This is a genomic window from Gluconobacter sp. OJA (assembly GCF_039638325.1).
GTDB classification, from domain to species: Bacteria; Pseudomonadota; Alphaproteobacteria; order Acetobacterales; family Acetobacteraceae; genus Gluconobacter; species Gluconobacter cerinus.
Window position 1 is genome coordinate 1,807,622 of sequence record NZ_JBDIWI010000001.1, and the last position, 12,101, is coordinate 1,819,722.

The 12,101-nt window shown below is 57.1% G+C and carries 12 protein-coding genes and 2 riboswitches; of the genes, 4 read left to right on the forward strand and 8 right to left on the reverse strand.

Annotation, left to right across the window (positions count from 1 at the left end):
• Positions 1-29 precede the first annotated feature (29 nt).
• Positions 30-791 (forward strand): cobalt-precorrin-6A reductase, encoded by a 762-nt coding sequence (locus tag ABDK75_RS08290; protein ID WP_346005525.1) that lies wholly within the window; start codon positions 30-32, stop codon positions 789-791.
• On the opposite strand, the gene cobJ is transcribed toward ABDK75_RS08290, so the two are convergent.
• From cobJ to cobU, 8 genes are all read right to left on the reverse strand, one after another.
• Complete coding sequence (gene cobJ, locus ABDK75_RS08295; RefSeq protein WP_346005527.1) at positions 764-1,516, reverse strand: precorrin-3B C(17)-methyltransferase; 753 nt, start codon at positions 1,514-1,516, stop codon at positions 764-766. The genes ABDK75_RS08290 and cobJ overlap by 28 nt on opposite strands.
• Complete coding sequence (locus ABDK75_RS08300) at positions 1,513-2,238, reverse strand: precorrin-2 C(20)-methyltransferase (protein WP_346005529.1); 726 nt, start codon at positions 2,236-2,238, stop codon at positions 1,513-1,515. Before ABDK75_RS08300 ends, cobJ begins: the two co-directional genes overlap by 4 nt.
• Positions 2,235-2,876: a precorrin-8X methylmutase gene (locus tag ABDK75_RS08305; RefSeq protein WP_211502986.1), complete on the reverse strand. Its 642-nt coding sequence runs from the start codon at positions 2,874-2,876 to the stop codon at positions 2,235-2,237. The genes ABDK75_RS08300 and ABDK75_RS08305 overlap by 4 nt, the downstream gene beginning before the upstream one ends.
• Positions 2,873-4,057 (reverse strand): precorrin-3B synthase, encoded by a 1,185-nt coding sequence (gene cobG / locus ABDK75_RS08310; RefSeq protein ID WP_346005530.1) that lies wholly within the window; start codon positions 4,055-4,057, stop codon positions 2,873-2,875. Before cobG ends, ABDK75_RS08305 begins: the two co-directional genes overlap by 4 nt.
• Positions 4,054-7,422 (reverse strand): cobaltochelatase subunit CobN, encoded by a 3,369-nt coding sequence (gene cobN / locus ABDK75_RS08315; RefSeq protein WP_346005531.1) that lies wholly within the window; start codon positions 7,420-7,422, stop codon positions 4,054-4,056. The genes cobG and cobN overlap by 4 nt, the downstream gene beginning before the upstream one ends.
• A 4-nt stretch (positions 7,423-7,426) precedes the next feature.
• On the reverse strand, positions 7,427-8,479 hold the full coding sequence (gene cobW / locus ABDK75_RS08320) for a cobalamin biosynthesis protein CobW (protein ID WP_346005532.1): 1,053 nt from the start codon (positions 8,477-8,479) through the stop codon (positions 7,427-7,429).
• Positions 8,476-8,889, reverse strand: a complete 414-nt coding sequence (locus tag ABDK75_RS08325) for a DUF1636 domain-containing protein (RefSeq protein ID WP_346005533.1) — start codon at positions 8,887-8,889, stop codon at positions 8,476-8,478. Before ABDK75_RS08325 ends, cobW begins: the two co-directional genes overlap by 4 nt.
• Positions 8,890-9,009: 120 nt before the next feature.
• A riboswitch (cobalamin riboswitch) is annotated at positions 9,010-9,248 on the reverse strand.
• 37 nt (positions 9,249-9,285) lie between these two features.
• On the reverse strand, positions 9,286-9,846 hold the full coding sequence (cobU, locus tag ABDK75_RS08330) for a bifunctional adenosylcobinamide kinase/adenosylcobinamide-phosphate guanylyltransferase (RefSeq protein WP_346005534.1): 561 nt from the start codon (positions 9,844-9,846) through the stop codon (positions 9,286-9,288).
• Between the two features lie 30 nt (positions 9,847-9,876).
• Between cobU and cobT the strand changes: the two genes are divergently transcribed.
• The 3 genes from cobT (at position 9,877) to ABDK75_RS08345 (ending at position 12,090) form a co-directional block, all read left to right on the forward strand.
• Positions 9,877-10,935: a nicotinate-nucleotide--dimethylbenzimidazole phosphoribosyltransferase gene (cobT, locus tag ABDK75_RS08335; RefSeq protein WP_346005535.1), complete on the forward strand. Its 1,059-nt coding sequence runs from the start codon at positions 9,877-9,879 to the stop codon at positions 10,933-10,935.
• The gene (gene cobS, locus ABDK75_RS08340) at positions 10,932-11,699 is read left to right on the forward strand and encodes an adenosylcobinamide-GDP ribazoletransferase (protein WP_339407895.1); all 768 of its coding nucleotides are present in this window, start codon (positions 10,932-10,934) and stop codon (positions 11,697-11,699) included. The genes cobT and cobS overlap by 4 nt, the downstream gene beginning before the upstream one ends.
• Positions 11,697-11,836, forward strand: a riboswitch (cobalamin riboswitch). Its footprint overlaps the gene before it by 3 nt.
• A 29-nt stretch (positions 11,837-11,865) precedes the next feature.
• Complete coding sequence (locus ABDK75_RS08345) at positions 11,866-12,090, forward strand: CbtB domain-containing protein (protein ID WP_215750240.1); 225 nt, start codon at positions 11,866-11,868, stop codon at positions 12,088-12,090.
• Positions 12,091-12,101 lie beyond the last annotated feature (11 nt).

A 12,101-nucleotide genomic window follows, 5' to 3' on the forward strand; every position in this document is an offset into this window, starting at 1 on the left:
TGGCCTGCTCCGGCAAAGGAACCAAATCCATGCGCGTTCTGATCCTTGGCGGCACGACACAGGCCAACCAACTGGCGCAACATCTCGCGGAAAGAGAGGATTGCGAGCCAGTCTTTTCTCTTGCTGGCGTAACGAAAAATCCAGTTCTTCCCGGGATCCCTGTGCGCATTGGCGGTTTTGGCGGCATATCGGGGTTGGAAACGTTCTTGGCCGCAGAGAACATTGATGCGGTGGTGGACGCGACCCATCCGTTCGCCGCACAGATGAGCCGACACGCCGTGACGGTATGCGAGCGAATGGGCCTTCCTCTGCTGCGGATAGACCGCCCTAGCTGGGAAGCCCAACCTGACGACCAATGGACGTTCGTTCCTAGTATTGATGCAGCGGTGGAAGCACTGGGGACCGCCGCACAGACAGTCTTTCTGACGACGGGCCGCAAGGACCTGCTGCCGTTCCAGAAGGCTCCGCATCATCATTACGTTCTGCGCAGTATCGACCAACCTGATCCCTTGTCCCTGCCGTCTAACGTCACGCTTCTGCTCGCCCGCCCTCCGTTCACGGTAGAAAGCGAAATCGCGCTCATGAGAGATCATGCGGTGCAGGTTCTGGTGACCAAAAATGCTGGCGCTGATGCGACGGCTGCCAAGCTGATTGCCGCCAGAGCGTTGAAATTGCCCGTAATCATGATTAACCGCCCGACGCTGCCGCCAGCGGAGAGTGTCACGACGGTCGAAGACGCGCTGGACTGGTTGGAGCGCCATTATCACGCGGGTACAGACCGGGACGTGTAAAGCCATGCTTGCCCATCCGGCCGCTCGATGCGATGTGTCAGAGTAGTCCCGATCAGGACAAGTGTACTCATATCCACCAGTTCGGGATCAGCATCGCTCAGAGTCGTTAGATGCAGCCTTTCATCAGCTCTTCCAATAGCCCTTGCGAAGGCCACAGGCACAGTTCCAGACAATTCCTGACGCAGCACTTCGAAAGCCTCGCCCAACTGCCGGGGACGTGCCTTTGAACGAGGGTTGTAGAGCGCAATAACGAAGCCCGCCTGCGCGGCCAAAGTCAGGCGCCGGCAGACCGTCTCCCAAGGCTTAAGATTATCTGACAGGGACATGACGCAGAAATCGCCTCCGAGGGGCGCGCCAATACGGGCTGCGGCCGCCAGAACGGCGGAAACACCGGGAATGACCGTGACATTCATACCACTCCATCGATCCGGTTCGTGATCGATAGCTTCAAACAGGGCACTTGCCATGCCAAACACGCCCGCATCCCCGCCTGACACGATCGCCACACAACGCCCCTGCTCCGCAAGTTCAAGGGCATGGCGAGCGCGATCCAGTTCGACACGATTATCGGATGGATGGCGAGTGATATGCGCTGGCAAATCCACACGATCCACGTATGGGCCATATCCTATGACATCTGTTGCCTGAGCAAGTGCTTCTTGAGCCTCAGGCGTTCTCTGGCTGGGCTTTCCCGGCCCGAGACCGATGACGAAGATCCGGCTCACCGGACACCCCGGCGGCCTGGCAACAACGCCAGAGAGAAATAAGGAGCCGCACCATCCATGTCATTCAGTGGCAGAACACGGGCTTCTTCCTGCGTCCCCCGCTCCACATAGACGGCATCCTGCAATCGACCTGCACGTTCCAACGCTGTGCGCAGCTTTGGAAGATTGCGTCCCAGTTTCATCACAACGGCTGCATCAGCCTGCTCCAGCCAATGAGCAAGATCATCTTCCGGCATAGTGGCAGGCAGGACGCACAAGACATCATCACCATGCGTCATGGGGAGTGCCGCCTGCGTCCAGCATCCACTCATTCCGGTGATTCCGGGAATGACTTCGCAGGGTCCGACAGACTCAAGCCGATCAAACACATACATGGCGGACCCATACAGAAACGGGTCACCCTCACAAAGAAGAGCCACGCTCCGGCCAGCTTCTATTTCGACCGCAATCTGCTTCGCACACTCATCGTAAAACGACGACATATCAGGATGATAGGATGGATCGTTAACGAGGCGCTCCGTCGTAAAGGGATACGCAAAACGCAGCTCTTTCGTGCCCGGCGTGATATGCGTGTCAGCGATTTTCCGCGCATGACCCATTTTGTCATGACGGCAGAAATAGGCGATGACGGGAGCTGTTGAAATGACCCGCGCTGCCTTGAGCGTCATAAGTTCCGGATCACCCGGCCCTACGCCGACGACGTAAACTGTTGCAGCTGTCATTCTGCCTCGCTGGCAAGGGCGTTCAGGGCAGCAGCAGCCATGGCGCTTCCGCCCAGTCGGCCGCGTACGATGACATGCGCAAGGTCACGCCGAGCAGCCAGTGCATCCTTGGACTCTGCGGCACCTACAAAGCCAACAGGCATCCCGATAATTGCTGCGGGGCGCGGGCCACCTGCATCAATAAGCTCAAGGAGATGAAAAAGCGCTGTCGGGGCGTTGCCAATCGCTACAACAGCCCCTTCAATCTGATCACCCCAAAGATCAAGGGCTGCGGCAGAGCGCGTATTACCAATTTGTCTGGCCAGGTCTGGCGTCCGTTCATCACGCAACGTGCAGATAACGGCATTATTGGCTGGCAACCGGGCGCGCGTAACACCATGGGCGACCATCTCGGAATCACACAGGATTGGCTTACCCGCCTGCAACGCTGCACGCGCTTTGCTAACAAGATCAGACGTCATGGCGACTGATGCTGCGACCTCCACCATTCCGCATGCATGGATAATGCGCACTGCAATTTTGGACTGTTCAGGCGTAAAACCCGACAGATCGGCCTCTGCACGGATCGTTGCAAAGGACCGGGCATAAATGGCCGCGCCATCCCGAATATAGTCGTAGGAAGAGGGTCCGGCGCTCAAACCTGTGTCTCCTTCAATTCATGACGCAACAAGGCCCGTATCTGCGGAATATCCCTGCCGTGCCATGATGGCGTATCTGTTGTGCGCCCATTGCGCACAACCTCATAATGCCCGTCATCGGCAACGAGCGTCATATCTGCCGCACGGGGATGCGCACACCCCTTTATGCAGCCTGAAACATGCAGCACACAGCCGGGCGGCACATCAGATGCCAGAGCCAAGGCTGTCCCGACAACATCTGCGGTTGCTTTCGCACATCCGGCACGGCCAATACAGGCTTCCACTCGCAACAATGGATCTACCGAACTGGTGATGAAGCCGGGCCACGTTCCGTCCTGCTGTGGCAGAAGAACACTACGCCAAGGTGTAACCCGCAGACGTGATGTCCCGGCGAGTTCGGCAAGAATCTCAAAGTCTTTAGCATGGCATCGGCCGAATGGCACACCAACGCCCATGACCTTCCCCGGCAATGGCCCTATGAGAGACACCGGACGAGTACCCTGCCGTTTGCACGGAATTCCCTCTAGCCCGGCCTTCGCGAGAACGAATGCTGCTGTATCGGTGTCTCGCGAAGGCCGGCCAAGGTCAGAATTTTCTGAACAAACCCGGGACATCACCACGGCTGCTCTGACAGCCCGAGCGTTATCCAGCACTCCGGTTTCCATAGCACCACAGACAACTGACCATCCATCCGGGCGGGACTGAAGGGCAATATCCGCTGATAACGTGCCTTCTGGAACATACCCGCCACCATCAACGGCCCAACCGAACTTGCCGCTCAGCGCCGACAATGCGTTTTCTTCAAGAAGCGCCGTCTGAAGCGATTGAGCGACGTCCAACGTCTCCGGATTACATGCAGGATCCAAGCCAGCAAGGGGCGAGACCAGAATTACCCTTCGTCGCTCTTTTGCTGGATCAGGATCTACAAGCCCTTCTGCCAGTGCGCCTTCTAACGCGAGTTTTGCACTCGTCGAAGAAAATCCCCGCAACTGCACGTTGCCACGATTGGTCAGCTCAACAACGCCGTTTCCGAAACGTCGTGCCAGCTCTGCAATAGCCAGCACTTGTGGCCCCTCAAAACCACCGAGCGGGGAACGGACACGGACCAGAAATCCATCTCGCGCTTCCATCGGCGCGAACATATCCGGACACCAGCCGCGAACAAGGGGGGAAACTGTCATTCGCTCCCACTTTCCAACATCGCAGAGACGCTATTCAGGCGCGGGTGCCAGAGGCCTCGACGGATCATATCCTGGAACCGCGTGCGCATTGCCTGACGTGCCTGGAGGTTGGCGCTTTTCAGGAAAGCATCACAGGTGTCATCGCCAAGCGTTGCGGCAAATACCAGGTCAAACTGTTGGTCAAACCGAACAGAAAGGGTCGAGGCAAAAGCGCAGAGCGCGTCCAGTCCCCGTGCAATTTCGGCGCCTCCCCGATAGTCATGCCGCTGCATCCCTGCCAGCCAACGAGGATTGGCCAGACGCCCTCGAACGATGCGTTTCACTTCGTCTTCAACTCTTCGAAGACGGGGCGCATCCGCATGGGACGTATCGCCATGCCAAAGGACGGGATCGGCCCCTAGCAGAGCCGCCGCCGCTGCAAGCCCACCTTCATGAGCAGCAAAATCCGGGCTTTCGAGAATATCCGTCTCTGCATGGTCCTGCACATGCAGGATTGCATCTGCCCGTGCCAGATTTTGGGCCAATGCTGCGCTGCTACGTGTCCCGTCACGACCGCCACCATACATCCAGTTATTGTCGGCCAGATAGGACTGGCCAAGATCAGATCGTTCTTCCCAGTTACTCCGCGTGAGAGCGTCTTCAATGCCTGTCCCGTACGTACCGGGCGCTGCACCAAAAATCCGCGCTCCAGCAATTTCTCGGGCCTCACCCTCCAGATTTCTCACACGGGCAGACAACGGGTTCCAGTCCTCGCCTTCCTCCAAACAGGAAACAGCTTCAACCACCTGATCGAAAAGAGAAATCTGTGCCGGAAAAGCGTCCCGGAACAATCCTGAAATTCGAAGTGTCACATCGACACGCGGACGATCGAGAACAGCCAGCGGTGTAATTTCAAATCCTGATACCCGACCGCTCGACGCATCCCACGTGGGGTCAACTCCCATCAGGATCAGAGCCAGCGCCAGATCCTCTCCCCCCGTGCGCAGGGTGGAGGAACCCCATAGATCTATAACGATGGTTTGAAGCGGCTCGCCTTCGTTCTGCAAGTGACATAGAAGGATCTGCTTTGCCTGCGCTCGGGCAAGCTCTACCGCAGAAGCCGTGGGAACAGCTCTCGGATCAAGCGTGAAAAGATTGCGGCCGGTCGGCAGAACATCCACTCGCCCACGTGTCGGAGCACCAGACGGCCCGGGTTTAATGAATCGTCCTTCCAGCCCGGCCAGAAGTGCCTTCATTTCCGCATCTGCGCTGGCTTCGATCAGAGTAGCAACCATTTGCTGGGGCATCTGTGCGACAGAAGACACCATGTCGGCCAGTTTCTCGGCATGTGGTGCTACTTGACCGAAAACATGCAGACCGTCACGGATCTGAAGGTCCTTCACATCACAGAGATAAGCATCCAGCCGCGCCAGAGCCTCTGCTTCGTCGCCTTCCCTCGCTTTGACACCACTTTCGCTCAGAAGCCCCATGCGCGTGGCTCGGTCCAGAATATCACGCTTCAGAATGGCGCCTCGACGCCTATCCAGACCATCCGCCTCTGCAAACTCATCGATCAGTTGTTCCAGCTCTGCCATGTCCGGATCAAGTCCGGCCTTCATAACAGGCGGTGTCATATGTCCGATGGTGACTGCGCCGAGACGACGTTTCGCAGAAGCTGCTTCTCCCGGATTGTTGACGATAAAGGGATACAGAACCGGCAAAGCGCCGCGAAGAACGGCGGGAGCGCACTGGTTGGAAAGCGCCACAGCTTTGCCAGGCAGCCATTCTAGAGTGCCATGCGTTCCAAGATGAACCATGGCATCTGTCTGGCAGACATGACGTAGCCAGAGGTGGAACGCGATATAGGCGTGGCGTGGAGGTGTATCAGGGTCGTGGTACTGGGCTTTACGGTCCTGCGCGCTGCCACGATCGGGCTGGACAGCGACTACGATGTTACCCAGCGCCACAAATTTAAGACAAAATGAACCGTCCTGAACGGCGGGGTCTTCCGCAGAGGATCCCCAACTCTGGGTCACAGCGTCCCGGAAGGGGACGGGCAAGCGCGCAAAGAGTTCGTTATAATCGTTCAGAGACAAACAGGGCTGTGGCAGGTCTTCACACAAAGCCTCCACCAACGCCCTGCTGGTAGGACTTTTCGCAACTCCACAGTCATACCCTGCCTGTTTCAAGGCCTGCAGGATGGATTCAAGGCTGGCAAAAGTATCTAACCCGACGGCGTGTGCAGTCTGTCCATCCGCACCGGGATAATCAGAAAGGACAATCGCAAGACGCTTCGCGCGCGTAGGCGTTTTTTTAAGCCTCGCCCATGCAAGAGCCTGCTGTGCAGCAGCGGCAATACCCGGTTGAAAGGGCATATGCCTTGCCGCATCCCCCGGAACTGTTTCGGATTTGAAGGAGATCGGAGACGAAGAAATTCGCCCATCAAGTTCTGGCAAAACGACCTGCATCGCGAGGTCGGACTGCGATAGGCCGCGCCCGCTTTCAGCCCAGGCCGAGGCCGTCACACCAGGCTGCAAAATCTGAAGAACGGGAACAGCAGCAATATCAAGAGGAGATGGCCCCTCTTTTCCGCGTGCAGAAAAGAAGGTCGCGTTCAGAATAATGTCTGGCTGAGTTTCAATCAGGCGGCTTTGAATCCACTCGGCAACATCCGGGTTCTTCAGCGATGCGACATATAGAACATCTGTCGCGACCCCGCACTTTTCCAGTTCATCGGCAAGACCATCAATCGCTGCTGTATCGGCAGCCAGAAGGTGAGCGCGGTAGAAAACGATTGTGGCTCTTAGAGGAAAATCCGCAGTCGTCTGGCGATAAATTCCAGCTGCGGGAAGCGCCGCGGGTTGCCCTGAGACGTCTTCTCCATGCCCGGCAAGATGAGCCATGAGCAAAAGGGCGCGACGTGCATTCTCAGGACCACCTTCCCTCAGAAACCCCGTGAGTCTGGAATGGTTTGCTACTTCGATGCTGGACCACTCTTCAAGCCGTGCATCCTGACGGGCATCTCCGGGCAACAGAGCCAGTGGGATAGTGTTACTGCTACAAAAATTCCGGAGTTCTTCCGCCCCATAGCGCCAGTAATCCACGCCACCCAGAAGCCGGGCGATGACGCATCGGGACGATGCTATGGTCTGCTCAACGTATAAATCGACCGACATGGGGTGTCTGAGGCGAGCAAGATTGACCAACCGCAGTGAAAAGCCTGCGCCGTTCGGGGTCTGCTCGTTCAGATTGGAGTACGCCCGCTCAAGCGCCAGAAGATCGCTATCCGAGAAGGACAGAAACACGACGTCAGCAGGAGCATGACCGAGATCCTCGGCCACGTCCTGATCGTCTATTCCGTGTCGTTCCCGGACAAGCAGATGCATCAGGTCAGTCCGCCAGCAATGCGGCTTCGATGGCTGCGCGATCCAAGCCTGTCTGGCCAATTACCACAAGGCGCCCGTCCCGGCCTGTATCTGCAAGAGGTACATCAAATTCATGGCGGAAACGGGTCCCGACACCCTGCACGGCCAATCGCATTTTCTTACCCTGCACGGCTGCAAAGCCTTTCATGCGGAGGATATCGAATTGCCCCGCAACCTCGCTCAGGCGTTTGAGTAACGCTTCAGCACTTTTCTGCTCCGGAAGGACCACGACGAAACTCTCGAAGTCATCATGTTCGTGGTCATCTGCGCCATCATGATTGGACGGACGAGCCTGAAGATCGTCTTCGGCACCGGCACCAATTCCCAGCAGAACAGCGGGGTCCAGTCGTCCCTGTACTGCCCGCAGCGTAATAACTTTCCGCGGCACGGCCTCGGTAATGCCCTTTTCAACCGCATCAATCCCGGCTTCGTCCAGAAGATCAGTCTTGTTCAGAACAATAAGATCCGCCGCATTCAACTGATCTTCATAGACTTCAGCCAACGGGTTATCATGATCCAGCGAAGGGTCAGCCGCCTGCTGTGCGGCAACAGCTTCCGGATCGTCCGCAAAGCGACCAGCGGCGACAGCGGGTGCATCCACCAGCGTAATCACACCATCAACAGTCATGCGGGTACGGATCCCGGGCCAACTGAATGCCTTGAGAAGGGGCTTGGGCAGCGCAAGGCCAGATGTCTCGATCACGATGTGCTCTGGCGGATCAGGACGATCGATCAGAGCCTCCATGGTCGGAATGAAATCGTCTGCAACCGTGCAGCAGAGGCATCCGTTGGTGAGTTCGACGATATCCTCGTCAGCGCATCCTTCGATCCCGCAGGACCGCAGGATTTCACCGTCGATCCCAAGTGAACCGAACTCGTTCACGACGATTGCAATACGGCGCCCATCAGCCTGTGCGAGAAGATTTCGCAGAAGGGTTGTTTTCCCTGCCCCCAGAAAACCCGTGATGATCGTAACCGGAATCTTGCGACCGGAGCCTGAAACAGTCTGGGACATCATGAAAGTTCCTGTGAAGAAGACAATGAAGATGGAAGACGGGCGATAACCATATCAGAAAGCGATGCAGGTCGCTTTGACGGCATCACTGTTCCGGTTTTCGATGCTCGGTAAAGCTGAAGGTAAGCTAGCAGGTCAGACAGCTTTTCCGGACCAAGTTCACCTAGAACAAAAGTCCATTTTTCCGGCATGGAAAGCGTGGCAATACAGCCTCGGCTACAGGCTGCCATACATTCAACGGGCTGGACGCTGAAATCACCTTCAGCAGCCTGGCCAAGCAAGGCATCGTAGAGCTGTCGCCCCTGAACAGGATCATTCCCAACCGGTAGACCGCGACGACACGTCACACAGACGTGGAAAACTGGCGAAACGGATGATTGGCCCGTTTCAGGATAAGGCAGTGGATCTGCCATGGTTTCGTCTCTCTTGCAGCCACAACAGCATAACAAAAGGCGCGATGAAAGGCCTTCGCAATCGCGAAAGTGACACGCACATGATGGCGCGCCCTCACAGTCCGGGCACCCCGCCGGATCATGACACTTGGCTCAGATGGCAGGTCTCCTGACTCACGGCTGAGGCGCCATTGGCACCTCCTCTCCCACCGGGCCTTCCCAGATCGAAATCCAGTGGCTGCCTTTCCTGAAAGAAAGACTGGCAGGACAGAAAACCGTCCACAGTTGCGGGGGCAGTGCCGGGTTTGACCTACTTCTAAGGCCGCACCAGCTTCCCTTTTCATCCTCTTCTCAGAGGAACCATCAAACACTCTCCTATCTCTGGGATGAAAGCGTGTCAAAGCCCGGGAAATGGGCTTATTTCATTTTCAAAGACAAACCCGCCGCCACAAACAGCACTTCTCCGGCGACTGCGGCGATCTTCTGATGAAGAAGACCCGCTTCATCGCGGAAACGACGAGCCAGGGCATTGTCCGGGACAATTCCGAGCCCTACCTCGTTGCCCACAAGAACGGTCCGGCCTTTCCGTGTTTGCAACGCCTCGAGAAGATCTTTCGTCGCGGCGTGTATATTACGGTCTTCCAGAATGAGATTTGTCAGCCATAAAGTGAGGCAATCAACCAGAACCGGCGCACCCTGCTCGACCTGTAAAACACCAGCGATATCAAACGGCTCTTCAACTGTACGCCAGCCTTTGTTCCCACGGGTGGTACGGTGCAAATCTATCCTGGCCTGCATTTCTTCATCAAAAGCCCGACCGGTCGCGAGATAAACCCAAGGGGCCGGAAGACCAGTGATGATTGCCTCAGCGATCCTGCTTTTTCCTGACCTGGCGCCCCCGAGGACCAGTGACACATCCGGTAGTCCTGTTTGCGTGATGGTCTGTGCCACAATGTCTCCTGCGCCTTCTTCTTGCATGGTCCCTGATAACAGCACAAAAGACCTGTCATGCCACCGCACATCATGCCCTCGTTCTGTCAGCCTCCTTTCGCCAGCATGGCAGAACTTCGCAATGCCTGCCTGTCACTTCCAGACCCCGACCAAAAAGTCGCCGCCCTGATAGGGGAGCGAGATGCAACTCTGACCAAACCTCCCGGCAGCCTCGGGCGGTTGGAAGAGCTGTCCATTTGGCTCGGTGAATGGCAGGGCCATCAGAAACCAACGCTAGAGCACGTTCAGATAACGATTTTCGCAGGGAATCATGGTGTGGTCCGCCGGGGGGTATCTCCGTGGCCTTCGGATGTTACGGCCCAGATGGTGTCGAATTTCCAGCGTGGCGGCGCAGCAATCAATCAGCTTGCCCGAAATGCAGGTGCTGACCTTGCTGTTGTGCCCGTCCGAAATCTAATGGCCACGGCAGATTTTACCGCGACCCCAGCTATGGGCGAAGACGAATTCCTTGATGCGGTCTCGGTCGGATACACCGCCGTATCCCCCGCTCTGGATCTGTTTTGCCCAGGCGAAATGGGTATTGGCAACACAACCCCCTCCGCCGCACTTTGCGCAGCACTTCTGGGGGGTACAGGCGCGGACTGGGCAGGACGTGGAACGGGTCTCGATCAGGCGGGCGTTAACCTCAAGGCTTCTGTTATTGATGAGGCCCTGTGTCTGCACGCGGCGTCACTTAACGACCCCTTGGATGCCGCACGTTGTCTGGGTGGTTACGAACTGGCCGCCATACTGGGAAGTGTTCTGGCCGCCAGACACCATCGTATCCCGGTTCTGCTTGACGGCTTCGTCTGTACCGCAGCCGTGCTGCCATTGATCAAACTGACTGCCTCAGCACTCGACCACACAAAGCTCTCGCATTGTTCCGCTGAGGCTGGTCACCACAGGCTGGCAGATGCCCTCAGGCTGAAACCAATACTGGACCTGGGCTTGCGCCTCGGAGAGGCATCTGGGTCGGCCGTTGCCATTCCCATCCTCAGAGCGGCATTAGCCTGCCACAACGGTATGGCGACGTTCGCAGAGGCTGCCGTTTCCCAATCAGACGTTTCCATTCAATGAGGCTTTGGCGCACCATTCGGGAAGACATCGCCTGTGGTGCGGGCCTGCTGACCCGCCTCCCCTTGGGATGGCTGCGCGTCAGCGGACAGGACTGGTCTCTGGCGCGGTCTGTCTGGTGCTGGCCCCTGGTTGGGGCGCTTGTCGGTATTCTCAGCGCATCAGTGTTCTTGCTGCTGAGTGCCTTGAATGTTCCCTCTTTGGTAGCAGCAGCCTGGAGCGTTGGCCTACAAATTCTCTTAACCGGAGGCCTGCACGAAGACGGACTGGCGGATATGGCGGACGGCTGTGGTGGTGGCCATACTCCTGAAAAGCGCCTGACTATCATGCGCGATAGTCGTATCGGCAGCTATGGGGCGTTAGCTTTGGGCATCAGCTTAATCGTCCGCGTTACGACGTTACCAGCGCTGCCTCCTTCAATGATCTTGCCGGCAATGGCTGTAACGGGAGCACTTTCCCGCTCTATCCTGCCTCTCCTAACGTTCCTCACAAAGCCTGCTCGTGACAATGGGCTGGCAAAGCAGCTGTCCAATCTGACACGAGATCAGCTACTGGGCGCCTTGTTTTCTGGCTTTTGCGTGACGGTGATTTGCCTTCCCGCACAACTGGGTCTCCAGACTATTCTTGCCGCCCTGTGCACGATGCTTGGAGTTCGCGCCGTAGCCCGGAAACTGCTCGGCGGCTATACAGGAGACGTACTCGGGGCGACGGCCAGTCTCGCTGAGTGCGTTCTCCTGACAGTGCTGGCCTCAGCATGGAAAAGTTGACACTCCCGCACGAAAGGTTACATCCTCCCTGCTAGCGAAAGCAGGGAGAAGCCGGTGCAAATCCGGTGCGGTCGCGCCACTGTAATGCTCGTGAAATCACGTTGCGAAGCCAGACCTCCTTTACCAATTTTCCACCGCAGAACGCGCTTTTCCAGCGGAGCCTATTATGAGCCAGAGCCTTTCCCCGTCCCACCTGCCCGCCAGCATCACCGCACCGGTTGCGCTGCCAATCCGCACGCTCCTTCCATGGGCTGCCTTTACGGTCGTGCTCAGCCTTCTGCTGCTTTATTTTGTTGGTGCAGAACAAGGTGCGACGTCTTTGATTTCAGGGCACGCAGTTCATGAATTTGTTCATGATGGACGCCATCTTCTCGGATTCCCCTGCCACTAAACGCAGCATAG